Source organism: Sphingomonas sp. KR3-1 (genome assembly GCF_040049295.1).
GTDB lineage: Bacteria > Pseudomonadota > Alphaproteobacteria > Sphingomonadales > Sphingomonadaceae > Sphingomonas.
This window is the reverse complement of the sequence record NZ_JBDZDQ010000002.1, coordinates 381,282-406,070: the sequence shown is the minus strand read 5'-3', so window position 1 is coordinate 406,070 and position 24,789 is coordinate 381,282. Positions and strand designations below refer to the sequence as shown.

Genomic DNA, 24,789 nt, shown 5'->3' with positions numbered 1-24,789 from the left:
TCCCGCTTCGCTCAGGCCGCGCGGCGGCGTTCGTGGAGGACGCGGCCGTCGAGCATCGAGACGATGCGGCCGGCATAATCGGCATGCGCGGGCGAGTGGGTGACCATGACGATCGTCGAGCCCTCGGCATTGAGGGTCTGGAGCATGTGCATCACTTCCTCGCCATGCTGGGTGTCGAGATTGCCGGTGGGCTCGTCGGCGAGGATCAGCTTGGGGCTGGCGACGAGCGCGCGGGCGACGGCGACGCGCTGCTGCTGGCCGCCCGAGAGCTGGCTGGGACGGTGGCGAGCACGGTGGGCGATGCCGGTGCGGTCCATGACCTCGTCGACGCGGCGCTTGCGCTCGGCGGCAGGGACATTGTGGTAGAGCAGCGCGAGCTCGACATTGTCGCGGACCGACAGCTCGTCGACCAGGTTGAAGCTCTGGAAGATGAAGCCGATATTCTCCTTGCGGACATCGGCGAGCCTGCTCTCGGTAAGGCCGGCGACTTCCTGGCCGTTGAACAGGTACGACCCCGAGGACGGGCTATCGAGCATGCCGATCATGTTTAGCAGGGTCGACTTGCCGCAGCCCGAGGGGCCCATGATCGCGACGAACTCGCCATCGGCGATTTCGAGGTCGATCGCGTCGAGCGCCGTCGTCTGCACCGTGTCGGTGCGGTAGACCTTGGAGAGTTCGCGCATCTGCAGCATGGAATTCCCTTTCTTGTTCGTCACTTGGTCAGGTCGAGGCGCGTCTTGTCGGTGAAGCCGGTATAGGGCGAGGTGATCACCCGCTCGCCGGGATCGAGCCCTTCGAGCACCTCGACGAAATCGCTGTTGCGGCGGCCGAGGCGAACGTTGCGGCGCTGGGCCGAGCCATCGCCGGGGGCGACGACGAACACCCAGCTGCCGCCGGTATCGTTGTAGAAGGCGCCGTTCGGCAGGAGCAGCGCCGGGGCCGGATCGCCGAGCGTCAGGCGCGCCTGCATCGTCTGGCCGCGCTGGAGCTGCGGCGGCTCGGTGCCCTGGAACTGGAGATCGACCTGGAACTGGCCGTTCTGCACCTGCGGATAGATCTTGGTGACCTTGGCGCCGTAGCGCTTGCCGTTCCAGTCGAGCGCCGCCTGCTGGCCGACCTGGACGCGGCCGAGGTAGAACTCGTCGACCCCGGCGATCAGCTTGTTGCGGCCCGGGCTGTCGATCTGCCCCACCCGCTCGCCGCGGCTGAGCGACTGGCCAACCTGGACCGAGAAGCCCGAGAGCTGGCCGGCGACCGGCGCGCGCAGCTGGAGCGCATCGAGATTGGCGCGCGCGATGGCGAGGCCCGACTGCATCGACTTGGCCGCCGCCGCCTGCTGCGAAAGCTGGCTGCCCTGGAGCTTCGCATCGGTGCTCTGGCTCGCCCGGAGCGCGGCGAGGTTGCGCTGGCTCAGCGTGTAATCGGCCTGGGTGTCGGCGAACTGCTTGCCCGAGACGAAGCCCTTGTCCGCCAGCGGCTTCTCGCGCTCATATTGGCGGCGGGCCTTGTCATAGGTGGTTTCCGCCGCGAGCACCGCGCGCTCGTTGGCGAGCTTGGTCTGGACGAGGGCCAGCTCCTGGCTGCGCATGTTGTTGATCTGCTGCTCGACCTCGGTCTGGCGGGCGAGCGTGGAGAGCTGGAGCTCGGCGTTGGAGAGCAGCGCGATCGGCTGGCCGGCGGCGACGGTGGCGCCGTCCTCGACCAGCATCTTCTCGACCCGGCCACCCTCGACCGCGTCGATATAGACGGTGAGCAAGGGCGTGACGCGGGCGCGCAGCGGGATGAAATCGTCGAAGGTGCCGCGGGTGACCGGCGAGATCGTCACGCGGTCCGCGCCGATCGTCTGGCTGGCGCCGGTGGGGGCGAACCACCAGAAGGCGAGCGCGGCGAGCAGCGCGACGGCAACACCGAGCGCGATCTTCGCCCGGGCCGGCAGCCTGCGCGTCTCGACCAGCTTATCCATGCCGGCGCCGGACACCGCGCCCTCGTTCCTCTGCATCCGCAAGATCGTCATGCCCTGTTTCCTTTGCCCCCTGACCCAGCAATAGCCGTGCCAGCTGCATTTCCCTGTGGGCGCTCATCGCAGGATGCCCGTGCAACTGTTCGATTCCGGACAGGCGCGTCCGAAATCGAACGCCAGCCGAAACGATACCAGGCCGAGATCGAGGGCGGCATGGCCGCCGGCGGCGTTCATCCGCAGGTCGAGCCCGACACGGCCCTGCGGCGCAAATGCGAGGAAAATGGCCGCTGCGGCGAGCGCCGCGAGCATCCTCGCCCTGCTTTTCCCCGATCCTGGCCGTTGCATGCCCTGTCTCCGCTATGCGGATATCCCAGCACGAGGCGTGCCAAGTGCCGCTTCATCACCCCGGCTGTGAGCCGGGGTGATGGGAAGTTGCCTAGATACGCAGACTTTCCGGACAATCGCGGCGCTTGGCACGCAAATTGATTGTCCGGTTCCGCACAGTGGCTGTACGGGAGTGGCGGGATGAGCGAGCCGGAATTCGATTTCTGCGTCGTGATCGATGATGACGACGATATCCTGATGGCGTCGCGGCTGCTGCTGCGGCGCCTGTTCAAGGATGTGGAGGCGGTGCGCAGCCCGGACGAGGCGCTGCCGCTGATCCAGGCGCGCACGCCCGATGCGGTGCTGCTCGACGCCAATTTCGCGCGCGGCGCCACCGATGCGGCCGAAGGGCTGGCCTGGCTCGACAAGCTGCTCGCGCTCGATTCCGAGATGGTGGTGGTGATGATCACCGCGCATGGCGGCGTGCAGGTCGCGGTGTCGGCGATGAAGCGCGGCGCGACCGACTTCGTCTCCAAGCCCTGGTCGAACGAGAAATTGCTGGCGACGGTGCGCACCGCCGCCTCGCTGCGCCGCTCGCGCACGGCCGCGGGGGGCAAAGGCGCCGCCCCGGCCCCTGCGCAGCAGGCGGGCGCCTCGCCGCTGCTCGGCGCCTCGCCCGAGATGGCGCGCGTCCATTCGCTGATCGGCCGCGCCGGCCCGACCGACGCCAATGTGCTGGTGCTCGGCGAGAACGGCACCGGCAAGGAGCTGGTGGCGCGCGAGCTGCACCGCCAGTCGCTGCGCGCCGACCAGGTGATGCTGACCGTCGACCTGGGCGCGATCAGCGAGGACCTGATCGATTCGGAGCTGTTCGGCCATGTGAAGGGCGCCTTCACCGATGCGCGGACCGACCGAGTCGGGCGGATCCAGGCGGCGGACGGCGGCACGCTGTTCCTCGACGAGATCGGCAACCTGCCGCTGCGCCTGCAACCGAAGCTGCTCACCGTGCTCGAGCAGCGCCAGGTGACACCGGTGGGCGCCAACAAGCCGGTGCCGGTCAATATCCGAGTTATCGCCGCGACCAACCTGCCGCCCGAGAAGCTGCGCGACGAGGGGCATTTCCGGCAGGACTTGCTGTTCCGGCTCAACACGGTGGAGATCGACCTTCCCCCGCTCCGGGAGCGCCGCGAGGACGTGCCGCAGCTGATCGAGCATTATCTCCAGCATTATGCCAAGCGCTATGGCCGGCCGGTGCCGGTGCTGAGCCCGGCGGCGCGGATGGCGCTGCTCGAGCATGACTGGCCCGGCAATGTCCGCGCGCTGCGCCATGCGCTGGAGCGCGCGGTGATCCTGGCGCGCGAGGTCGCGCTGGAGCCCGAGGATTTCGCGCTGGTGCGCGCGATGCCGCGGATCGTGCCGGCCGCCGCAGTCGCCCCCGCCGCCCCTGCCCCGGCCAGCGACGACCTCAACCTCGAGCGGGTCGAGCGCAGGCTGGTCGAGGAAGCGCTGAAGAAGCACGGCTACAATATCTCGCTCGCCGCCGCCGAACTCGGGCTGTCGCGCGCGGCCCTCTATCGCCGAATGGAGAAGCATGGGCTTTGACCGGCGCTTCACGCTGGGCCTGATCGCGTGGATCGCCGCGCTTTCGGGCGCGCTGGCGGCGAGCGCACTGGCCTGGCTGACGCCTGGCCTCGCCGCGGCGCGGCTGGTGGCGATGCTGCTGGTCGCCGGGGCGATCTGGGGGCTGTGGTGGCACGTCTCGCGCACCAATTTCGCGGTGGCGCGCTTCATCGAGGCGCTGCGCTTCGACGATACCGCGGCGCGCTTCGGCGGCACGCGCGGCGGCGGGTTCGAGGAGCTGGGCGGCGCGCTGGACGAGGCGATGGACCGGCTGCGCGTGCGCCAGTCGGCGAGCGCGGCGGAGATGCGCTTCCTCGAGGCGCTGGTCGACGACATGCCGGTAGCGCTGCTGACGGTGGACAGGACGAGCCACGTCGCGCCGGCCAACAAGGCGGCGCGGCGGCTGTTCCGCGACGCGCCCGGCACCCGGCCCGAGGATTATGCCGCCTATGGCGCGACGCTGGCCAAGCGGCTGGCGGGGGGCGACGCGGCGGAGGAGATCCTGCTGCTGACGATCGAGGGACGGACGCAGCGCGTGCTGGTCCGCTCGGGCACGCTCGAGCGGCTCGGGCGCAGCATCCGCGCCGTGACGGTGCAGCCGATCCAGGGGACGCTCGATGCGGTCGAGATGGCGGCGCAGACCGACCTGGTGCGCGTGCTGACGCACGAAATCCTCAATTCACTGACGCCAGTGACCTCGCTGGCGGCGACGGCGGCGGACCTGCTCGACGATCCCGACCTGGCGGCCAATCCGCGGATCGGCGACGCGCGCGCGGCGGTGACCACGCTCGCCCGGCGCGCGCACGGGCTGGGGCATTTCATCGAGGCCTATCGCGCGGTGGCGCACACGCCCGAGATCAAGCGCCAAGTGTTCGCGGCGGGCCCCTGGGCGGAGCAGCTCGGCCGGATCTTCGCGGCGCGCGCGCCCGGGCTGCCGCTGGCGATCGAGGTGCGGCCGGCGCGGCTGGAGATCGATGCGGACCCCGACCTGCTCGCCCAGGTGCTGATCAACCTGCTCCAGAATGCCGGGCAGGCGATGGCGGGCCGGGAGCGTGCGCCGGCGCTGGCGCTGCGCATCTTCGCGGATCGCGACGCGCTGGCGATCGAAGTGGAGGACAATGGCCCGGGCGTGCCCGAGGGGCTGAGGGCGGACGTGTTCCTGCCCTTCTTCACGACGCGCGCGACGGGAACCGGCGTGGGGCTCAACCTGGCGCGGCAGATCGTAGTGGCGCATGGCGGGAGCATCGCGATCGACGATGCCGCCGGTGGCGGCGCGGTGTTCCGGATCCTGCTCTAGGGCCAGGCCAGCGAGCGGCCGGGCGACGGACGCAGGAAGCGCCAGTCGGCCCGCGACCACCACCAGGCCAGAGCGATCGCGAGCAGCGCCGCCGCCAGGCGGAACCCGCCTGCCGCCGCCCCGCCGACGCCGTCGCCGAGCCGCTCGCCCAGCTCGAGCAGCGGCAGGTGGAATGCGTAGAGCGGATAGGAGATCGCGCCGCTCGCCGCCGCAAGGCCGCGCCAGCGGGCGGAGACCGCCGCCGTCGCGCCGAACCACAACACCGCCGGGAAGAGCGTGACGACGACGAGCGGATCGATCCACCACCAGCCTGCCGGGGACAGGGCCGGCGCAACCAGCGCGGCGACCAGTGCCACGCATACCCAGCGGGCATCGAGGCGCGGCGCCTGGGCACCGACCCGGCACCACAGCCGATAGAGCAGCATGCCGCTAATATAGCCGACCAGCACGCGCGCGAACCCGCCGAGCCAGCCGCCCACGACATGGCCGAGCTTGAGATCGCCGTGCAGGAAGGCGACTACGAAGAGCAGGAGCACCGAGGCGGCGAGCAGCCGGGCCAGCGCCGCGACCGGCACGCGCTTCAGCGGACCGCCATGCAGCGCGTTGGCGAACAGCTCGAAGAAGAGCGACCATTGCACGCCGTTGAGCGGGAACAGGTGGATCGTCGCGAGCGGCAACGGGATGAACAGCAACGCCGCCGCGGCGCGGATGGCGAGCAGATCGGGGGCGACCGCCCCGCCCCATGCCACCGCGACGCCCAGCGCCACGCCGATCGCCATCACCGGCCACAGCCGGAGCAGCCGCAGCTTCATGAACGCCGTCCAGTCCAGCCCGGCGGCGAAGCGGCGGTCATAGGCGTGCGACAGGACGAAACCACTGAGCATGAAGAAGAAGTCGACGGCCAGGTACCCGCGCGAGAACAGCCCGAAATCGAAACCCGAATCCTCGACATGGTGCGCGACGACGAACAGCGCCGCGACTCCGCGCAGGCCATCGAGCGCGAGGAAGTGGCTTCCGCCGCCGCTCCGCCCCGCTGCTATGTCCGTGCCCCGGCCGCTCATTCCGGCAGCTCTAGCGCGGGGATATTTGGATTTGCTTAAGCCCGCGCGGACGCGAAGGATCGAGTCACCGGGCGGGGAACGGCGGAGCCTCGGGCGGGATGCTTGCGCCGCGCCAGCGCTCGACCACGCCGACCGCGATCTTGCCGTCGGGGCGGAGGACGCGCTGGATCAGCACCGCGGCCTGCTGGCTGGTGCCGCCGATCGTCGCGCGGGTATGCACCCAGAAGGTGCCCGAGCGGAAGCTGGTGCCCCAGGGCATCGACAGGTTGAGGTCGGTCAGGTCCTTGAGCGTGAGCTTGCCGTTGCGCGTGCGGATCTCGGCCAGGCGCTGGGCGGCGAGCGGATCGCGGAACAGCACCTGCAGCATCTCGGGATCGGCGGCGTTAAGGTTGATCGAGCTGGTGCCGGGGAGCGCAGTGACCAGCCGCTCCATCCGTGCCGTCGCCTGCGGATCGAAGCCGGCGAGGCGGATCGGGCGGACATCGGTGAGCGGCCCGTAGAGGCGGATATAGGCGATCGCCTTGACCGCGTCGTCGGTCGACAGGCCGACATATTGGGCGATCGTCTGGAACAGCACGATCGCGCCGGCGTCGCCTGCGCGCAGCGCGTTGAGGTTGAAGCGGCCCTCGGCATCGGCGATCGCGAGGTCGAAGCTGCCGCCCTCGATCCTGGCGCCGTTCTCCGACAGCTTGGCCCAGGGCTCGGTGCGGTCGTCCTCGTTGGGGGCGGTGACCATGTCGCGACGGAGCGCCACCACCGCCGACAATTCGCCGCCACGGACGACCGACAATGCCCGCGCCGCCTCGCGGGTGCGCAGGGCGCGATCGAGCGCCAATTCCTCGCGATTGATTAGCAATAGCACAAGCCCGGCGGCGATCGCGACGAACATCAGCACGTTGACGAGGATCATCCCCGCCTCGTCCTCGCGGGCCCGGCTCATTGCTTGGGATACTCCGCCTGGTCGGGCAGCGTAACGACGCGGCGCAGCGCGCCGGGGGTGCCGCCTGGGCCGATCGCCTGGAAGTCGACCGCGATGGCGCGGGGCCATTTGTCCTTGTCCTCGTCCTTGACCGGCCAGCGATCGGCCCAGGCGGCGCCGTCGAAGAAGCGCCAGCGGACGTCGCTGACGCCGCCGAGCACGGTTTGCACCAGCGGGCCCGAGCCGCGGACGAGATTGCCGTTGGCGACCGAATATTGGAGGTCGATCGCCGGGCCGCCGAAGCCGGGCGCGGCGCGGGTGAAGTTGAGATGCTCGCCGCCGCCCGAGACCGGGCCGCGCGAGATCTGGTCGATGTCGCTCGACACGACGAACAGCGCGCGCTGGAGGTCTGCAAGCCGATCCATCCGCTTCTCGGTGCGGCCCTGGACCTTGATGATGCCATCGACCAGCGCGAGGCCGGCGACCGCGATCAGCGCGAACAGACCCATCGAGATGATCAGCTCGATCAGGGTGAAGCCCTGCTCCTCCCCGGCGCGGGGCTGGTGGAAGGGGCTCACCTCGCGCGGAGTGCTTGCGGAAAGCCCCCTCCACCGCTTCGCGGTTCCCCTCCCCATTCTGGGGAGGATCAGAAGAGTCACGAGCCCGAGCTCGCCGCCACCGGCGTATAGCCGGTCGGGCCCGCCACCACGATCGCGAAGTCGCGAGCGACCGAGCCGTCGGTGCGGAAGCGGACCGGGCCGGTGACGCCGTGGAAGCCCTTGGCGTCCATCAGCCCCTCGACCCCCAGGCGGTTGTCGGCGCGCAGCGTGTTGGCAATGCCGGCGGCGTCATAGGCGAGCGCGGCGATCGTGCCGGGCTCGCCGCCGTTGCGGGCCTGGAAGGCGCTGGCGAAGGTGCCGAAGGCGTTCGGGTCCGGGCTCGCCAGCCACGCGCCGGCAAGCGCCTCGAGCGCGGCGGGGCGGTTGTCGAGCGCCTGGAAGGTGCCGAGCAGCTGGGCGCCGCTGTCCTTGAGCGCGCCGGCGGCGGCGAGGACCTTCTCGCCCGATCCGGGGAGCAGCACGGCGTCGGGCAGGTTCTGGATGCCGGCGATGCGCTGGTCGTTCTCGAACGGGATGACGCGCACCGCGATGCCGAGCTCGGCCTCCGCCTTGCCGGCGGCGAGCGCGGCGGCGGCGCTCCACGGCGAGCCGTCGTCGATCATCGCCAGGGTCTTGACGCCGCGGGTGCGGGCATAGCGCAGGATCGCGGTGGTCACCTGCCCGGCGGTGATCCCGAAGATCCAGGTGCCGGGCGCGCGCAGCACGCTGTCATTGCTGAAGGCGATGACGGGCACGCGGCCGGCGACGGTGCTGGCGACGGCGGGGACCTCCTCATAGCCGAGCGGGCCGAGGATCATCGCCGGCTTGATCTTGAGAGCGGCCGCGGCGGCCGTGGCGGCGCCGGCGGCGGTGCCCCCGGTGTCGAAACTCTGGACGAAGGCGCTGTTTTCCGCGAGCAACGCGGCCTGCCGCATGCTAAGCCCCAGCCGCGCTCGCGGGCCCGTGAGCGGCAGCAGCAGGGCAATCGGACGCTTGTCCTTCTTCTCCGCTGCGAACACCGACGAGGGAAGCACGACCGATGCCGCTGACGCGACCAGGCCTGATTGCAGCGACTTCAGCAGGGTCCGTCGATCCATTGCCGACTCTGGGAGTTGGGGGCGGGTCACGGCGCTCTATTATCCTCTTCGTCCTGCTCGGCATAGGGGCCTATCTGCTCGCGCTGATCGTAACGATGCCAGCGAGCGTGATCTTCCCCAACGGCACCTGGCGCACCGGCGTGGCGGGCACGGTATGGAACGGCGAGGTCGGCGTGGCCGGAGGCGCGAGCTTCGACTGGCAGATGGCGCCGCTGCGCTCGCTGACCAGCCTGGCCTTTGCCGCCGACTGGAAGGCGACGGGGCCGAACACCGATCTGGGCGGGCAGATGATCCGCCACATCGGCGGGCGCAGCGTGCTCGAGCATGTCAGCGGATCCGCCGATGCGAGCCTGCTCAAGGCGCTCCAGCCCAACCTGCCCTTCACCTGCAACCTGGCGCTGCAGGTCGAGATGCAGCGCATCGCCACCGGCGGCGGCGCGCGGATGGCGGAGGGCAAGGTGACCACCGACCCGGGCAGCTGCCGCGCCAGGAGCGGCGGGCCGGTGGCGGTCCCTGCCCTGATCATCACCGCCGAGCATGTCGGCGACAAGACGACGATCCGCGTCGCGCCCTCGGCCCAGCGGCTGAAGACGCTGCTGACCGCGGTGCTGACCGAGGACGGCTCGCTCGACATCTCGATGACGCCGGACGGCGCGGCGGTGCTGCCGTTCGTGGGACTGCCGGGCGGGGCGACGATCCAGGGGCAGATGTAGTTAGTTCCGCCCCGGCACGGGGAGGTGGCAGCGCGCAGCGCTGACGGAGGGGGCTCTCCACAAAGGGAATCACCTGGGGCGCACCCCCTCCACCATGCTGCGCATGGTCCCCCTCCCCGTTCCGGGGAGGAATTTTAGATCAAAGCCCCACCAGGTTGTTCAGATTGATGATCGGCAGCAGGATCGCCAGGACCATCATCAGCACCAGCCCGCCCATCACCAGCAGCACCATCGGCTCGACCAGCGCGACGAGCGTGCCGACGATCGCGTCGAGCTCGCGCTGCAGCTCGCTCGAGGCGCGGTCGAGCGCGGGGGCGAGGCGGCCCGAGCTTTCGCCCGAGGCGACGATCGCGACGAGCATCGAGGGGAAGACGCCAGCCTCGGTCATCGCCGCGCGCAGGCTGATGCCCTCGCGGACGCGGGCGGCGACGCCGAGCGCCTTTTCGCGCACCCAGCGATTGGGCGTGACCGCGGCGGCGGCGTGAAGCGCGTCGACCAACGGCACGGCGCTGCCCACCAGCGTCGCCAGGCTGCCGGCGAAGCGCGCGGCGCTGAGCTGGCGGCTGAAGCGGCGGAACGGGCGGTTCTCCGAGAAGAAGCGATCGATGCGCAGGCGATTGGCGGGCACGCGCGCCCAGCGGCCGAAAGCCAGGCCAATAACCGCGAGCGCGAGGATCAGGTACAGCCCGAAATTCTGGAGGAACCAGCTCACCGCGATCAGCAGGCGCGTCAGCAGCGGCAGATCGGCGCCGCGCGAGACGAACACCTTGACGATATCGGGCACGATATAGACGAGCAGCAGCGCCATCATGCCGAACGACACCAAGGCGAGCAGCGCGGGATACATCAAGGCGAGCTGGAGCTTCTGGCCGTTCGCCTGGCGGTTCTCGACGAATTCGGCGAGGTGGTTGAGCACGTCGGGCAACCGGCCCGAGGCCTCGCCCGCCGCCACCGAGGCACGGTAGAATTCGGGGAAGGCGCGCGGATGCTGCGCCAATGCCGCGGCGAAGCTGCGCCCATCGAGGATCGCGGCGCGAACGTCGAGCAACAGCGAGCTGGTCGGCGCCTGCTCGGACTGGGTGGCGACGAGGCGCAGCGCTTCCTCGATCGCGATGTCCGAGCCGACCAGCGTGGCGATCTGGCGGGTGACGGTGGCGAGCGCCTTGGACGAGATGCCGCCGCGGCCGAAGCGCGGCAGCTGGATGTTGAGGAAACTCGCGCCCTTGTCGGCAGCGACTTCCACCGAGAGCGGCAGCAGCGCCTGCTCGCGCAGCAGCGCGCGCGCCGCGGCGGGGCTGGAGGCTTCGATGATGCCCTTCTTTGCAGCGCCGGCCTTGTCGGCGGCGCGGTAGGCATAGGCCGGCATGCTAAATTCCTCCCCGAGCTTGTCTCGGGGAGGGGGACTGCCGCGAAGCGGTGGTGGAGGGGCGGCGGTGGGACACCGCCGTCTGCGACGGCGGCCCCTCCACCATGCCCTGCGGGCGCGGTTCCCCTCCCCCAGCAAGCTGGGGGAGGAATTGGAGGTCAGGCCTCATCGCGAACCACCCGCGCCACTTCTTCCACGGTCGTCACGCCGGCCTTCACCTTCGCCACGCCGTCGTCGAGCAGGCTGGGGTTGTCCCGGCGCGCATAGGCTTCGAGATCGGCTTCGGACGCGCCGTCATGGATCAGCTTCTGGAACTTCTCGTCGACCGCGACGACTTCGTACAGCCCGGCTCGCCCGCGATAGCCCTCGCCATGGCATTCCGCGCAGCCGACCGCGCGCCAGAGCTTCTTGCCGGGCCGCAGCGCACCGCCGAGGAGGAGCGAGTCCGCCTCGGTCGCCTCGTCCTGCCGGGCGCAGCTCGGGCAGAGCTTGCGGACCAGGCGCTGGGCGCAGAGGCCAACGACCATCGGGGCGAGCAGATAGCGCTCGACGCCCATGTCGATCATGCGGGTGACCGAGCCGACCGCGCTGTTGGTGTGGAGCGTCGAGAGCACGAAATGGCCGGTCATCGACGAGCGGACCGCGACCTGGGCAGTCTCCTGGTCGCGGATCTCGCCGACCATGATCACGTCGGGATCCTGGCGCAGGATCGCGCGCAGCCCGCGGGCGAAGGTCATGTCGGTGCGCGCATTGACCTGGGTCTGGCCGATGCCCGCCAGCTCATATTCGATGGGATCTTCCACCGTCATGATGTTGCGCTTGCGATCGTTGAGCCGGTTGAGCGCGGCGTAGAGCGTGGTGGTCTTGCCCGAGCCGGTGGGGCCGGTGACGAGCAGCATGCCGTGCGGGCGCTCGAGCAGGCGCGAGAACACGCCGCGGTCGCGCTCGCTCATGCCGAGCACTTCCATGTCGAGGCGGAGCGAGCCCTTTTCGAGCAGGCGCATCACGACGCGCTCGCCATGCTGGGTGGGGATCGTCGAGACGCGGGCGTCGACGTCGTGCCCGCCGATGCGCAGCGTGACGCGGCCGTCCTGCGGCACGCGGCGCTCGGCAATGTCGAGCTTCGCCATCACCTTGATGCGGCTGACGAGGAGCGGCGCGAGCGCGCGCGGCGGCTCGACCCGGTCACGCAGCACGCCGTCGATGCGGAAGCGGACGACGAGGCGCTTTTCCTGCGTCTCGATATGCACGTCCGATGCGCCTTCGCGCACGGCCTCGAGCAGCAAAGCGTTGATCAGGCGGATGACGGGGGCGTCGTCGCGGGTGTCGAGCAGGTCGTCGACGCTGGCGGCGCTGTCGGCAAGGGCGGCCAGGTCCATGTCGCCGAGGTCGATGTCCGCAGCGGCGCCGGCGCCCGAATAGGCGGCGCTGAGCGCGGCGTCGAACTGCTCGTCGGGCACCGAGACGAAGCGCGCGCCGGGCGCGAGACGCTGGACCTCGAGCAGGCCGTCGAGCGCGGCGCTAGCGCGGTGGACGCATTCGAGCCCGGCATCGGTGGCGCGCAGCAGCACGCCGTTCTTGCGGGCGAAGCTGTAGGGCAGCGACGCGGGCACGTCGTCGGTGAGGATCAGCATCTCGCTCATCCGCCGAAATCCACTACGGCGCTGACGCGGCCAGCATCGGGGCGGCGCTGGATCTCGACGCGGGTGACGCGCAGGCTCGAAGTCGCGGAGAGATCGGCGAGCCAGGCCATCAGCGAATCATAGCTGGCATCGGCGATCGTCGCGCGGGCACCGCCCGAGATCGGCGCGACCACCGGCGTGAAGCCGAAGCTCGGGGCCGAGCCGAGGATCACGTCGTTGGGCGAGCCCTGGCGACGCTGGGGCTGGCTGGCGCTGAGCGTGCCCGCGGCGCGGATGCGCGCGGTGAGCGTCTCATAGGTGCGGATGTCCTGCAGCGCCGAAGCGCGGGCGGACTGGAGCGGCTTGACCACGCCGTAGACGAGGATCACCCCGGCGAGCAGCGCGGCGAGGACGCCGAACATCAGCCGCTCGCGCGGGCTGCGCGTGCTCCACCACGCATCGAAGCGGATCAGCGCGGCGTCGAGCGCCGGCATGCGGGCGAGAATCAGTCTCATGCGGCACTCGCCGTAATACGGATCGCGCCGTCGGGCGAGCGCACTGCCTGGCCGGCGATGCCGTTTGCCTTGAGCGCGGCGTCGATCTGCTGGGCCAGGCTCGCATCGAGCGAGGCTTCGAGATCGAGGGTGAGCAGCCTGCCCTGGAAGGTCATGGTGCGCACCGCGAGCGAGCCGCCGAGCGGGCCGAGCGCGCCCGAGACGCGGGTGACCAGCGGCACGAAGACCTGCGGCACCTGACCGCCGCCGGTGGGCAGCATGCCGGTGACCGAATTGGCGAGATCGTCGCCGAGCGCCACGCCGGGCGCGGCGAGCGCGGCGGCGGCGCGGGTCTCGGCCTCGCGGCGATCGGCGATGCTGCGCAGCATGACCACGTCGCCGAGCGCGATGACGATGTGCGCGGCGGCACCGATCGCGGCGATCCAGGCGAACTTGCGCCACAGGCTCGGCCCGCCCGAGACCTTGCGGACGGCATAGGCGCCCTGGCGCAGGTTGAGCGCGGCGACCGCGGCACCGGCGGCGGGGCCGAAGCTCGCCGGGTCGAGCGTCGCCGCGGCCTTCTGCATGTCGTCGGGCAGGCGCTCGCCATAGCTGGCGACCGCGGGCCGCTCGGCGGCTTCCCAGGCGGGGCGGAGCAAGGCGGCGGGAACCTCGAAGCCGGTACCCTCGGCATCGCGCACCGCGGCGCGGCCATTCGCCTGGGAGACGGCCCAGCCCTGCTCGGGGCGCGGCATGGTGAGGACGTCCGGGACCATTGCGGCATGGCCGATCCCGGCCTCCTCGGCCTGGGCGATCCAGCGGGCCATCACGTCGTGGCGGACGATGCCGACCAGATAGCGGTTCGGCGCGATCGCCTCGCCGAGCGCGATATGTACCGAATCGACCGGCTCGGCGATTCGGTCCTCGATCGCGAAGGGCAAGGCGGCCATCCGCCTGGCGTGGCTGGGGAGCGGCAGGTCGACCGCGAGCAGGCGCACCTGCCCGGTGGGCACGAGAATGGTTGCGGGCCACTCGCGCACGGTTATGATCAGGCGGTCTCCCGCCAGCGTCCACACGCCTGCGGCGGGGGGCTCATATGGGTCGGGCGCACCCGGGGCGTTTGGGCTCATTGTCACATTTGCTTCATGGGCAGGACGCATGGGGCGGGGATGCGCATAGTTTTGAAACAGTTCCATGACATTGCACCTCAGGTGCATAACCGCAAGCGCCACGCCGTGCCCGAAAGCGAGGCCGGCCTGACGCTGATCGAGATGATGATCGTGCTGGTGATCATCGCGATCGTCGCCGGGCTCGTCGCGATGAACGTGATGGGCCGGCCGGACGAGGCCAAGGCCACCGCGACCAAGAGCAACATCGCCACCATCTCCGGCGCGCTCAAGATGTACCGGCTCGACAATGGCGATTACCCGACGACCGAGCAGGGCCTGAAGGCGCTGAGCGAGAAGCCGACCGCGCCGCCGGTGCCCTCGACCTTCCCGCAGGGCGGGTACCTCTCCACCCCGGCAGTCGACGGCTGGGGCAAGCCCTATGAATATACGTCCGAAGGCGGCGGCTTCACGATCCGCTCGCTCGGCAAGGACGGCAAGGTCGGCGGCGAAGGCGTCGACGCCGATATCGACGGCAAGGGATAAGGCCCGTGGGGGGGACCGGCATCGCTGCGCGCCCCTCCGAAGCGGGCATGACGCTGATCGAGATGATGATCGTGCTGGTCATCATCGGCGTGATGGCGGGGGCGGTGTCGCTCGGCATGGGATCGGTGACGCGCGCGCCGAGCGTCGAGACCGAGGCGCGGCGCCTCGCCACCCGGCTGCAGGCCGCGGCGGACGACGCGATGCTCGGCGACCGGACGATCGCCTTCACCGTGCAGAAGAACGGCTATGGCTTCGCGATGATGAGCGCCGACGGCAAGACCGTGCCGCGCACCGACGAGGCGTTCGGCTTCCACAAGCTGCCCGGCGGCATGGTGATGACGCTGAGCGTGCGCCCGCCGGTTGTGCTAGGCGTCGACGGCACGGGCAAACCGATGCAGGCGGTGATCCAGAGCGGGCCGAAGCGCTGGACCGTGGTGTATGACGGGATGACCGTGCGGGCGTTTCCGGTGGGGGAGCTGAAGCTGTGAGCGCAGGCATTTCCTCCTTCCTTTTCCCCGGCGAAGGCCGGGGTCCAGACTCAGCGTGCGCGCGAAAGCGCGCTGCCGCGCGCGATTGCGTTGACGGGCTGGTCCCCGGCCTTCGCCGGGGAAAAGAAGATGGTCGGGATGACGGCTTCTCCCTGATCGAGGCCCTCGTCGCGCTCGCGGTGCTCGCGATCGCCACGGTCGGGCTGATGCGCACGGTCGAATCGCATATCGATTCGACACGGGCGATCGAGCGGCGAACCACGGCGATGTGGGTCGCCGAGAACCGGATGGCCGAATTGCAGGCGGGCGCGCCGGGCCGCGAGCAGGTCGAGATGCTCGGCCAGCCCTGGCGCGTCTCGGTCGAGAAGCGGCGGACCGACGACCCCGAAATCGAGCGCGTCCGCGTCGAAGTGTTCGCGGGCGAGGAGAAGAGCGCGCTTGCATCGCTCGACGGCTTCGTGGACGGACGGAAGCTGTAATGGCTGCCCTGACCCTCACGCCGCGCCAGGCGCGCATCGGGCTCGACCTGTTCACCGGCGCGGTCGTCGTGTCGGTGGCCATCGCGCTTGCCGGGCTCACCTGGCGGATCGCCGGCCATGCCGGCACCGGTGCGATCACCGTGCCGTCGGGCGCGACCGGACCCGCGGTGGCGCCCGACATCGGCCCCGCGGTGGCGCTGGCCCCGTTCGGCAAGCCCTCGGTCTCCGAAGCGGGCCAGGCGACCACCCTGCCCTTCGAGCTGAAGGGCGTGATCGCGGCGAGCCCGGCCGAGCTCTCGACGGCCTTCATCTCGGTGAGCGGACAGCCGGCCAAGCCGTACAAGGTGGGCGACAATGTCAACGGCGCGACGATCCAGGCGATCCGGCGCGACCGCGTGATCCTGGCCAATGGCGGCCGCAACGAGTTCCTCGCTTTCCCCGACCCGACGCTGACGCCCGAGCAGCGCCAGGCCGCGGCGCAGGGCCAGGCCGCGCCCGCGCCCTCCAACCCGGTGACCGCGCCCGACGGCCCGCCGGTGGTCCGCCCGGCCGGCGCGCCGCCTGCCCCGCCGGCCGCAGCGATGTCCGGCCTGCTCCAGCGCTTCGACGCGAGCCCGGTCTCGGGCGGATACCGCATCGGCGACAATGCCCCGCCGGGGATGGTGGCGGGTGACGTGATCCAGTCGATCAACGGCACCGCGCTCACCGATACCGCCGCCGCCCAGGGCGCCTTCGCGGCCGCCCAGTCGAGCGGCAATGCCCAGATCCAGGTCCTGCGCGACGGGAAGCGGCTGACGCTTACCGTGCCACTCCGTTAGAAAGTGCCCCTGTGAAGATTCGCTCCGCCATCGCCGCCCTAGCGCTCGCCGGGATCGCCCTGGATACGGTTGCCCTCGCCCAGACTGCGCCCGCCCCAGCCCCGCAGGACGCCGGCACCGGCGACGTCGTGGTCAACATGCGCGGCGTCGAGATTTCCGACGTGGCCGACCAGATCTCGCGGATCACCGGGCGCACGCTGATCCTCGATCCGGCGGTGAAGGGCGTGGTGACCGTCACCTCGTCGACTCCGCTGTCGCCTGCCGGGGTGTGGGAGCTGTTCCAGTCGGTGCTGCGGGCCAACGGCTTCTCGGCGGTGCGCTCGGGCCGGGCCTGGCGGATCGTGCCCGCGGCCAATGCGGTGCGCGACGGCGGCATCCCGAGCCGCGGCGCCTCCGGCCAGGAGCTGGTGACGCGGATGGTCCGCCTTCAGAACGTGCCCGCCGCCGATGTCGCCCGCGTGGTGCGCCCGCTGGTCGCGACCTTCGGCAGCGTCGAGCCGCTGAGCACGCCCAATGCGGTGGTGATCACCGACTATGCCGACAATGTCCGCCGCGTGGAGGCGATCGCCCGCCAGCTCGACGGCGGCAGCGGCGCGACCTTCGTCACCGTCTCGTTGAAGAACGGCAACGCCACCGACGTAGCGACCGCGCTGCAGGGCGTGCTGGGCGAAGGCACTCGCATCGCCGCCGATGCGCGCAGCAACACGGTGATCGTGCGCGGCACGCCGGCATCGGTCGCCGAGGCGCGCAAGATGCTGATCTCGCTCGACCAGCCGGGCGGCGCGACGCCGATCACCCGGATGTTCCGCCTCAACTATGCCGATGCCGAGACCGTGACCGACGTGCTGCGCGGCGTGCTGGGCCAGGGCGACAGCGCCGACAATCCTGTGGCGACCAGCCTGGGCAGCGGCAGCTCCAACCCGTTCGCGCGGCTGAGCCAGGGCAACAATAACCTTTCGGCGCTGCCCAACAGCGCGGCCTCGACCAGCGGCGGCATGGGCAGCGCGATGCAGAGCGCCAACACCAACGGCACGGCGATGCAGGCGGTGCAGACGCAGACGCCCAAGGGCTTCTCGACGCCCGAGCTCACCGTGCAGCCGGCGCCCGAGCTCAATGCGGTAGTGGTGCGCGGCACCGCCACCGCAATCGCATCGATCGAGCAGCTGATCACCGATCTCGACGTGCGCCGCCCGCAGGTGCTGATCGAGGCGGCGATCGCCGAGATCACCGGCGACGATGCCGAGCAGCTCGGCGTGCAGCTCGGCACCAGCGGCGCCGTGCTCAACCAAGTGAAGGGCGGCGCGACTTCGTTCGACACCGCCGGCGTGTCGATGGGCACGATTCTGACCGCGCTGGGCGTTCCGGCGGGCAAGGTGCTCGGCACAGGGCTGACCGCCAATATCGCGATCGGTGACGATTTCTCGTTGCTGGTGCAGGCGCTCGGCACCTCGACCCGCGCCAACCTGCTCTCCACCCCGCAGCTGACCGTGCTCGACAATGTCGCGGGCGAGTTCGTCTCGGGCCAGAACGTGCCGTTCATCACCGGCTCGGTGCTGACCAGCTCGAGCACCGTGAACCCCTATACGACGATCGAGCGCAAGGATGTGGGCATCACGCTGCGCGTCCTCCCGCGGATCAACGCCGGCGACACGATCCGCCTGCAGGTGAACCAGGAAGCCTCGTCGATCGCCACCGCTCAGACCGCCGCCGCCTCCGACCTGGTCACCAATCGCCGCGCGATCACCACCACTGTGCTCGCCGACAACGGCCAGACGATCGTGCTGGGCGGGCTGACCGCGGACGACTATACCGATACGCGCCAGCAGGTACCGATCCTGGGCGACATCCCGATCGTCGGCGAGCTGTTCAAGAGCCGCCGCGAGCAGCACCAGAAGCGCACGCTGTTCATCTTCCTCAAGCCGACGATCCTGCGCGACGGCGCCGATGCGGCGGCGGCATCGAAGGACCGCTACAACCGGCTGCGCGCGGACGAGATCGCCAATGCCAAGCGCGGCAGCCTGCTCCTCGCCCCGCCGACGCCGCGGCTGACGGTGGAGATCGACGGGATTTATTGAGGGGACGCGCTCAGTCGGCCGGCGCGACAGTCCCTGGGATCAGCACCGGTGGCCCCTCGATGCCGGAGCGGGCTTCCGCATTTCGCGGCAACAGCTTCGGGCCGACAAGCAAGCCGAACAGGAAGCCGCCGAGATGCGCTTCCCAAGCCAGCCCGCCTGCGCCTCCACTCGCCCAGGCCAGCGCCGCGAGGAGCCCGAACAGGAACAGGTTCTGCTTGGCCAGCTCCCAGCCGACACGCCGAATCCGCCGCGACTTTAGCGACAGCGTGCCCCGGCCATCGGCAGGCGCCCGGATGAACAGGGCGAACAAGCCATACAGCGCGCCCGACGCGCCGACCATCGGCACCGTCCCCGCCGGGTGCACCAGCAGATACAGCGCTGCGCCGGCCAGTCCGCTGAGCAGGAACAGCAAGAGGAAGCGCAGCCAGCTTAGCGGCGGCGAGCCCAGCCGCAAGGTGAGCGCGCCGCCGATCGCCGCCAGCATCGACATGTTCATGGTCAGGTGCATCGCGCCGCCATGGGCGACCATGTGCAGCAGGATATTTTCGAACCGGCCTTGGCGGAGCGCGGCCCCGGACAGGCCCCAATCGCCCATCCCGCCCGCCTCGTGCGTCGCGGCGTACCAGAGCCAGGCGCCGACACACGCAGCCACCAATCCCAATGTTGGCACCTGTGCGTGCCAGGGCAGCGGATCGGGCTCGGCCGGCTGAAATGAAAAGGGCGAGTCGCCCTGCGGAAACAGGAATTCATGCTCCTCGAAAAGCTCGAGCGTGCCCCGCAGCGCCTCCATCACGTCGCGCGGCGCGATTACCGTGATCGGATCGCCGGGCAGGAATTCAATGAACAGATGAGGCAGGCGCTGCCACCATTGCCTGTCGATCAGGCGCCACCGGCCATCGACTTCGGACTGCTCGTAAAATCCCTGCTCTTCGAGGACCTCTTCGATCCAGCTGGCCTGTGCTTTCGACACCGCCATCACCGAAGGCCGGGTGACGAATTGAAATAGCCAGCCGAGCATCACGACAAGCGGCACTATTGCCGGAATATGCCCGAGCCAAAGACCTAGCCAGACGATCAGGCCAAGGGCCAGGACGTTGGGAAAGAGCTGATAGACACTGTAGATCGGGAGCAGGTCGCGCAACATTCCGTGCCGCGATCGAATCGACAGCTCGTTTTCTTCAAGCGCCATGTGCACCTTGTGGCGCAGCGCCGACTTCCTTGCAATGTCAGGCGATTTCACCCGGCCGGACGTGGAGACTATTGCCCATGCTCCGTCGGCGCCGCTTCCTCCGCCCCCGGCTCGATCGGCAGCGGCACGCGCACGCGCTCCGCGCCGCGCGTGAAGAAGGCTGCGTCGATCGCCAGACTGGCCAGGCTCCAGCCGTCGACGCTCTCGCCGACCCGCAGCGTGCGGGTGGAGCCGTCGCTCGACTTGACCAGCGCGACTGCGTCGACATTGAGCCGGCCGACGATGCCGACGAGCTGCGGCGCGTCGCTGGGCGCCTCGGCCGGTTCGGACGTAGCGAACATCAGGCGCTCATAGGCGCGGGCGAGCACGGGCATCGTGCCGGCGCCGATTGGCGCGGGTACGGGCGCGCGCTCGACGCCCTTGCCTGCCTTGCCGGGCAGCAGCAGGGCGGTCGGCATGGCCACTGCGACGGCGCCGGCGATGCCGAGCGCAATCCATTCTGGACGCAGCTTCACTGCCATGCCGCGACCACCTCGCCGATCAGCCGGACGCCGCTGTTTTCCGGGCCGCCTTCGGGGATAGGCTCGATCCGCCAGCTGCGCAGGCGCATCAGCGGCTTGTCGCGCTCAAGCGCATCGGCGAGCGCGACCACGGCCTTTTCCGCGCCCGACAGGCGGATGCGCAATGCGATCACGCCGGCGGGCGCCGGGGCGGCGCTGATCTCCTCGACCAGCACGCCGCTGCGCTGCGCCAGCGCATGGACGCGGGTCATGATCGCGGCGCGCCCGGCCGCAGGGTCGGCGACGCCGAGGCCGAGCCCTGGGGCGAGCAAGGGCGGCGGCTTGGCCGGGCTCGCGGCGAGCGCCGCCAGTTTCGCATGCTCGGCGCGGGCCGAGGCGAGCTCGCCGAGCGCGGTGCCGGTGAACGGCGCGAGCAGCAGCGCGGCGACCAGCCCGGCGAGCCCGCCGACCACGAAGGGCGGCAGCTTCACTGCGCGTCCTGCCGCATCGAGACGATCATCCCGGCATCGGTGCGACGCTGGCTGGTGTTGCGCATGCCGGCGAATTCAGGCGCGCGGCGGATCGCGGCGCGCAGGCCGTCGGGATCGCCGCCCGCCATGTCGAACTCGAGGCCGCCGTCCGCGGTGCGCTCGATCCGGGTAAGCTTCGCCTCGGCCGGCAGCACGCCGGCGAGTGTCTCGAGCACCGTGCCCGGCGCGGCCCGGCCGGCGGCGTTGGCGAGCGCGGCACGTGCCTCGCGCGCCGCCGCCTCGGCCTGGATGCGCGGGGCGAGATCGTTCTGCAACTGCGCCGTCGCGCGTTTTTCATGCTGGGCGAGCAGGGTTGCACCGAGGATCGTCAGCAGCGGCCCCGCCGCGACCAGCGCACCGAACGCCGCCGCCGTGCGCCAGCCACTGGTTGGTACGCGCACGGCCGAAAGCGCGCCGGAAAGCCGGTGCGCCAGGCTGTCCGCCGCGATCGGCGGCGCTTCGGGATCGGGTGGGCCGGCTTGCATGGTGCGCCTGCTTAAGCGCTCCCGCCCGCCCAAGCCAAGCGTCATCGATGCGCAATTTAAACGTCATGCAGACGAAACAGCTATCGCATGCTGGCGTCATCTCGGCCTTCCAAGGACCGGGCAACCGGGTCGCCAGTGACTCGGATGCTTGGGGGTTTCCATGACCAATCTCACCGAGACCGGCTTCGGCTATACCGATGGCGACGTCGACACCAACGTCCACACCACCGCGCCGACGCTGGGCGCGCTGATCGACCAGCGCTATTCGCGCCGCGACACGCTGCAGCGCGGCGGCACCGCGATCGTCGCCGCGACCATGGGCGGCGCGCTGCTCGCCGGCTGCGACGACCTGCCCAGCATCCCCAACGATGCCGGCCCCACGGTGAGCGCCGGCACCGCCGCGACCACCAATTCGGGCCGCACGGTTACGCTGACCGGCACCTCAACCTCCTCGACGATGGCCTGGACCCAGCTGAGCGGCCCGACCGTGGCGCTGAGCAGCACGACCACGGCGACCACCAGCTTCCTCGCCCCCTCGGTCGCGGCCGCGACCAACTTGGTGTTCCAGCTCGCCGCCGCCAACGGCACCGGCCCGGCCACGACCTCGACTGTGACGATCACGGTCAACCCCGCGGCGCTGGGCTTCGCGGCGATCGCCAAGAACAAGCTCGACGTCGTCACCGTGCCGACGGGCTACACCGTGCAGGTGATCAACCGCACCGGCGACCCGATCGCCGCCGGCGTCGACGCCTACAAGAATGACGGCACCGACACCAATTTCGCCCAGCGCATCGGCGACCATGGCGACGCGATGTATTGGTATGGCCTGAGCGCCACCGGCACGCGCGACGCGACCAGCTCGACGCGCGGGCTGATCGTGCAGAACCACGAGAACATCAACCAGCAGTATCTCCACGTCGCCGGCGCCACCACCGTGGCCGGCGCGCGTCCCGAGAGCGAGGCGCTCAAGGAAATCGAGTGCCACGGCGTCTCGGTGACCGAGGTGAGCGAAGGCGCCAACCGCGCCTGGACGGTGAAGCAGGATTCGACCTTCAACCGCCGCCTGACCCCGAGCACGCCTATGGTGTTCAACGGCCCGGTGAAGGGATCGGACTTCCTCAAGACCGCCTTCTCGACCGACGGCACCCAGGGCCGCGGCACGATCAACAACTGCGCCAACGGCACCACCCCGTGGGGCACGGCGCTGACCTGCGAAGAGAATTGGGCCGGCTATTTCCGCCGCGCCAGCACCGATGTCGCCGGCCGGACGGCCAAGGAGCTGACCGCGCTCAACCGCTACGGCGTGACCAGCACCGGCAATTATGGCTGGTCGACCGTGATAGCGGCCGACGCCACGAACACGCTGTTCCGCCGCTGGGACGCGCGCGTGACCGGTGCCGATGCGCTCTCCGACTTCCGCAACGAGCCGAACAATTTCGGCTGGGTGGTCGAACTCGATCCGTATGACAAGAGCAAGGCGCCCCGCAAGCGCACGGCGCTGGGCCGCATGGGCCATGAGGGCTGCTGGCCGGGCGCGTTCGTCGTCGGAAAGAAGCCGGCCTGGTACATGGGCGACGACGCGGTGAACGAGTATCTCTACAAGTTCGTCTCGAACACCGCCTGGGTCGCCGCCGATGCGGACGCCACCGACCGCCTGTCGATCGGCGACAAGTACATGGATGCCGGCACGATCTACGTCGCGGTGTTCAACGCCGACGGCACCGGCAGCTGGAAAGCGCTGACCTTCGGCAGCAACGGCATCGACGCGACCTACGCGCCCTATGCCTTCGCCAACCAGGTCGACGTGCTGGTCAACCCGCGCCTCGCCGCGGATGCCGCGGGCGCGACCCCGATGGACCGCCCGGAATGGACCGCGGTCAACCCAGTCACCGGCGAAGTCTATCTGACGCTGACCAACAACGCCAACCGCGTCGTCAGCACCGACACGCCGAGCGCGACCCAGCGTCGCACCGATGCGGCCAACCCGCGCGTCTATGTCGATCCGCCCAGCGCCTCGCGCGGCAATCGCAACGGCCACATCATCCGCCTCAAGGAGACGGGTGCCACGACCGAGGCGACGACCTTCACCTGGGACATCTACCTGTTCGGCGCCGGTTCGGACCTGGATGCGACCAACATCAACGTCTCGGGCCTGACCGCCGACCAGGACTTCTCGAGCCCGGACGGCATGGCGTTCAGCCGGCCGAGCCATGCCGGTGGCCAGGTCAAGCCGATGATGTGGTTCCAGACCGACGACAGCGCCTTCACCGACGTGACCAACTGCATGATGCTGGCGGCGATGCCGGGCGGCGTCGGCGATGGCGGCGCGCGCACGATCACCAACACCAGCGCGACTGCAGTCACCTCCACCCAGGCGACCCGCGTCGGCGCGGCGCCGACCGCGGCGAACCTCAAGCGCTTCCTGGTCGGCCCGATCGAGTGCGAGATCACCGGCGTGGACTCGACGCCGGACGGCCGCACGCTGTTCGTCGGCATCCAGCACCCGGGCGAGAACGGCCTGACCGCCTCCAACCCGACCACGATCACCAGCCACTGGCCGGACAGCCAGGCGACGGGCACGGCCGCCGCCACGATCCGCCCGCGCTCGGCGGTGGTGGTGATCACCAAGAATGACGGCGGCGTGATCGGCCTCTGATCGTTCCGGTTGTTCGAAATGAAGAGGGAGGCTCCCGCGAGGGAGCCTCCCTCTTCATTTGACCATGCAGGACGCGAAGTGACCAGATTGGTGCCGGTCGCGCATTGACCGGGGAAACGCTCTAATCATGACCCCGCCAGGCTGCGGGGACCATGCGAATTTACGATTGGGCGATGCGGCAGGCTTCGATGATCCTTCAGCGCGGTCATCTTCCCCATTTGGGCAGGCGCTGCTCGCATTGAAGAATGCCGGCCACGCGGCCATCATTGCCGGGGAACCGATTAGCTCCGCGCCCATGTTTTTCCTGAGCATGCTGACCGGAACACTCGCCGCGTTGAGCAAGGCGGTGCTTCCATTCCTTGGCGCTGTCCTGATCAACCGATGGAATCGCCGAAACCCCGAATGACCTGATCGTCGCCCCTACCGATCCGTGCGGCTGATGATCTTTGCCACGCCGTTCCTGGGCATGCTGATCATGTAGTTGGTGCCGCCCTTGCAGGTGACGCGCCAGGTCGGCACGCCGTCCTGGTCCGCGATGCGGGTCGAGGCATCGACATGATCGCAGGGTAGCGGCGCGTCCTGGAGCGCGCGGATGAAGGTCGCGTTGCGCTGGGCGTCGTTCAGGCCGAGCACCGCGGCGCTGTAGTTGGTGGTGTCCGCCGCATTGCCATCTTCCGCGGCGTTTAGCGGTTCGGCAGTGACCGCTTCGTTCGAGGTGAGGTTGGTGCTGCTCGGCGGCTCGCCGCAGCCGGCAAGCGCGAGCGCTGCCAGGCCCGGCACGATGATGTGCTTCAACATGTCCGCGTCCCCTTTATGTAATCCCCCAATCAATGCGGGACCGTAAC

At 69.9% G+C, this 24,789-nt stretch carries 26 protein-coding genes; 10 read left to right on the top strand and 16 right to left on the bottom strand.

The features are described 5' to 3' along the window. Window positions 1–11: 11 nt before the first annotated feature. The 3 genes from ABLE38_RS13780 to ABLE38_RS13770 all read right to left on the bottom strand — a co-directional run bounded on the left by ABLE38_RS13780 (window position 12) and on the right by ABLE38_RS13770 (window position 2,269). Window positions 12–692 (bottom strand): ABC transporter ATP-binding protein, encoded by a 681-nt coding sequence (locus ABLE38_RS13780; protein ID WP_348974802.1) that lies wholly within the window; start codon window positions 690–692, stop codon window positions 12–14. A gap of 20 nt (window positions 693–712) precedes the next feature. Further along, the gene (locus tag ABLE38_RS13775) at window positions 713–2,014 is read right to left on the bottom strand and encodes an efflux RND transporter periplasmic adaptor subunit (protein ID WP_348974801.1); all 1,302 of its coding nucleotides are present in this window, start codon (window positions 2,012–2,014) and stop codon (window positions 713–715) included. A gap of 63 nt (window positions 2,015–2,077) precedes the next feature. Then, on the bottom strand, window positions 2,078–2,269 hold the full coding sequence (locus ABLE38_RS13770; RefSeq protein ID WP_348974800.1) for a hypothetical protein: 192 nt from the start codon (window positions 2,267–2,269) through the stop codon (window positions 2,078–2,080). A gap of 216 nt (window positions 2,270–2,485) precedes the next feature. On the opposite strand from ABLE38_RS13770, the gene ABLE38_RS13765 reads away from it, so the two are divergent. Both ABLE38_RS13765 and ABLE38_RS13760 read left to right on the top strand, forming a co-directional pair. Next, window positions 2,486–3,886, top strand: coding sequence for a sigma-54 dependent transcriptional regulator (locus ABLE38_RS13765; protein ID WP_348974799.1), 1,401 nt, complete (start codon window positions 2,486–2,488; stop codon window positions 3,884–3,886). Continuing rightward, window positions 3,876–5,201: an ATP-binding protein gene (locus ABLE38_RS13760; RefSeq protein ID WP_348974798.1), complete on the top strand. Its 1,326-nt coding sequence runs from the start codon at window positions 3,876–3,878 to the stop codon at window positions 5,199–5,201. The genes ABLE38_RS13765 and ABLE38_RS13760 overlap by 11 nt, the downstream gene beginning before the upstream one ends. Here ABLE38_RS13760 and ABLE38_RS13755 read toward each other — a convergent pair. From ABLE38_RS13755 to ABLE38_RS13740, 4 genes are all read right to left on the bottom strand, one after another. Then, a complete protein-coding gene (locus ABLE38_RS13755; protein WP_348974797.1) occupies window positions 5,198–6,262 on the bottom strand; it encodes an acyltransferase in 1,065 nt (354 codons plus the stop codon). The two genes, ABLE38_RS13760 and ABLE38_RS13755, sit on opposite strands and share 4 nt — an antisense overlap. A 64-nt stretch (window positions 6,263–6,326) precedes the next feature. Then, entirely contained in the window at window positions 6,327–7,202 is an 876-nt protein-coding gene (locus ABLE38_RS13750) for a Type II secretory pathway component PulK-like protein (protein ID WP_348974796.1), read from the bottom strand. After that, window positions 7,199–7,759 (bottom strand): type II secretion system protein GspJ, encoded by a 561-nt coding sequence (locus tag ABLE38_RS13745; RefSeq protein ID WP_348974795.1) that lies wholly within the window; start codon window positions 7,757–7,759, stop codon window positions 7,199–7,201. The genes ABLE38_RS13750 and ABLE38_RS13745 overlap by 4 nt, the downstream gene beginning before the upstream one ends. Window positions 7,760–7,836: 77 nt before the next feature. Beyond that, entirely contained in the window at window positions 7,837–8,877 is a 1,041-nt protein-coding gene (locus ABLE38_RS13740) for an ABC transporter substrate-binding protein (RefSeq protein WP_348974794.1), read from the bottom strand. 95 nt (window positions 8,878–8,972) lie between these two features. Here ABLE38_RS13740 and gspN point away from each other — a divergent pair, with 95 nt between their 5' ends. Then, window positions 8,973–9,590, top strand: coding sequence for a type II secretion system protein N (gene gspN / locus ABLE38_RS13735; protein WP_348974793.1), 618 nt, complete (start codon window positions 8,973–8,975; stop codon window positions 9,588–9,590). A gap of 139 nt (window positions 9,591–9,729) precedes the next feature. On the opposite strand, the gene ABLE38_RS13730 is transcribed toward gspN, so the two are convergent. The 4 genes from ABLE38_RS13730 to gspL form a co-directional block, all read right to left on the bottom strand. Continuing rightward, window positions 9,730–10,956, bottom strand: coding sequence for a type II secretion system F family protein (locus tag ABLE38_RS13730; RefSeq protein WP_348974792.1), 1,227 nt, complete (start codon window positions 10,954–10,956; stop codon window positions 9,730–9,732). A 158-nt stretch (window positions 10,957–11,114) separates the two neighbouring features. Further along, entirely contained in the window at window positions 11,115–12,599 is a 1,485-nt protein-coding gene (gene gspE, locus ABLE38_RS13725; RefSeq protein ID WP_348974791.1) for a type II secretion system ATPase GspE, read from the bottom strand. Next, window positions 12,596–13,093 (bottom strand): type II secretion system protein M, encoded by a 498-nt coding sequence (locus ABLE38_RS13720; protein ID WP_348974790.1) that lies wholly within the window; start codon window positions 13,091–13,093, stop codon window positions 12,596–12,598. Before ABLE38_RS13720 ends, gspE begins: the two co-directional genes overlap by 4 nt. After that, window positions 13,090–14,202: a type II secretion system protein GspL gene (gene gspL, locus ABLE38_RS13715; RefSeq protein WP_348974789.1), complete on the bottom strand. Its 1,113-nt coding sequence runs from the start codon at window positions 14,200–14,202 to the stop codon at window positions 13,090–13,092. The genes ABLE38_RS13720 and gspL overlap by 4 nt, the downstream gene beginning before the upstream one ends. A gap of 81 nt (window positions 14,203–14,283) precedes the next feature. Here gspL and gspG point away from each other — a divergent pair, with 81 nt between their 5' ends. The 5 genes from gspG to gspD all read left to right on the top strand — a co-directional run bounded on the left by gspG (window position 14,284) and on the right by gspD (window position 18,584). Then, window positions 14,284–14,724 (top strand): type II secretion system major pseudopilin GspG, encoded by a 441-nt coding sequence (gene gspG, locus ABLE38_RS13710; protein ID WP_348974788.1) that lies wholly within the window; start codon window positions 14,284–14,286, stop codon window positions 14,722–14,724. Between the two features lie 5 nt (window positions 14,725–14,729). Further along, window positions 14,730–15,212 carry a prepilin-type N-terminal cleavage/methylation domain-containing protein gene (locus ABLE38_RS13705; RefSeq protein ID WP_348974787.1) on the top strand — a complete coding sequence of 161 codons (483 nt, stop codon included), beginning with the start codon at window positions 14,730–14,732 and terminating at the stop codon, window positions 15,210–15,212. Between the two features lie 98 nt (window positions 15,213–15,310). Further along, complete coding sequence (gene gspI / locus ABLE38_RS13700; RefSeq protein ID WP_348975216.1) at window positions 15,311–15,691, top strand: type II secretion system minor pseudopilin GspI; 381 nt, start codon at window positions 15,311–15,313, stop codon at window positions 15,689–15,691. Continuing rightward, a complete protein-coding gene (locus ABLE38_RS13695) occupies window positions 15,691–16,509 on the top strand; it encodes a type II secretion system protein N (protein ID WP_348974786.1) in 819 nt (272 codons plus the stop codon). Before gspI ends, ABLE38_RS13695 begins: the two co-directional genes overlap by 1 nt. 11 nt (window positions 16,510–16,520) lie before the next feature. After that, a complete protein-coding gene (gspD, locus tag ABLE38_RS13690; protein WP_348974785.1) occupies window positions 16,521–18,584 on the top strand; it encodes a type II secretion system secretin GspD in 2,064 nt (687 codons plus the stop codon). A gap of 10 nt (window positions 18,585–18,594) precedes the next feature. On the opposite strand, the gene ABLE38_RS13685 is transcribed toward gspD, so the two are convergent. The 4 genes from ABLE38_RS13685 to ABLE38_RS13670 all read right to left on the bottom strand — a co-directional run bounded on the left by ABLE38_RS13685 (window position 18,595) and on the right by ABLE38_RS13670 (window position 21,288). Further along, a complete protein-coding gene (locus ABLE38_RS13685) occupies window positions 18,595–19,773 on the bottom strand; it encodes a rhomboid family intramembrane serine protease (RefSeq protein WP_348974784.1) in 1,179 nt (392 codons plus the stop codon). 68 nt (window positions 19,774–19,841) lie between these two features. After that, on the bottom strand, window positions 19,842–20,294 hold the full coding sequence (locus tag ABLE38_RS13680; RefSeq protein WP_348974783.1) for a hypothetical protein: 453 nt from the start codon (window positions 20,292–20,294) through the stop codon (window positions 19,842–19,844). After that, window positions 20,285–20,764, bottom strand: a complete 480-nt coding sequence (locus ABLE38_RS13675) for a GspMb/PilO family protein (RefSeq protein WP_348974782.1) — start codon at window positions 20,762–20,764, stop codon at window positions 20,285–20,287. The genes ABLE38_RS13680 and ABLE38_RS13675 overlap by 10 nt, the downstream gene beginning before the upstream one ends. After that, complete coding sequence (locus ABLE38_RS13670) at window positions 20,761–21,288, bottom strand: hypothetical protein (protein WP_348974781.1); 528 nt, start codon at window positions 21,286–21,288, stop codon at window positions 20,761–20,763. Before ABLE38_RS13670 ends, ABLE38_RS13675 begins: the two co-directional genes overlap by 4 nt. Window positions 21,289–21,448: 160 nt before the next feature. On the opposite strand from ABLE38_RS13670, the gene ABLE38_RS13665 reads away from it, so the two are divergent. Next, a complete protein-coding gene (locus tag ABLE38_RS13665) occupies window positions 21,449–23,944 on the top strand; it encodes an alkaline phosphatase PhoX (protein ID WP_348974780.1) in 2,496 nt (831 codons plus the stop codon). A 166-nt stretch (window positions 23,945–24,110) separates the two neighbouring features. Further along, a complete protein-coding gene (locus ABLE38_RS13660) occupies window positions 24,111–24,350 on the top strand; it encodes a hypothetical protein (protein ID WP_348974779.1) in 240 nt (79 codons plus the stop codon). A gap of 14 nt (window positions 24,351–24,364) precedes the next feature. Here ABLE38_RS13660 and ABLE38_RS13655 read toward each other — a convergent pair whose 3' ends face one another. Next, window positions 24,365–24,742: a hypothetical protein gene (locus tag ABLE38_RS13655; RefSeq protein ID WP_348974778.1), complete on the bottom strand. Its 378-nt coding sequence runs from the start codon at window positions 24,740–24,742 to the stop codon at window positions 24,365–24,367. Window positions 24,743–24,789: the final 47 nt, after the last annotated feature.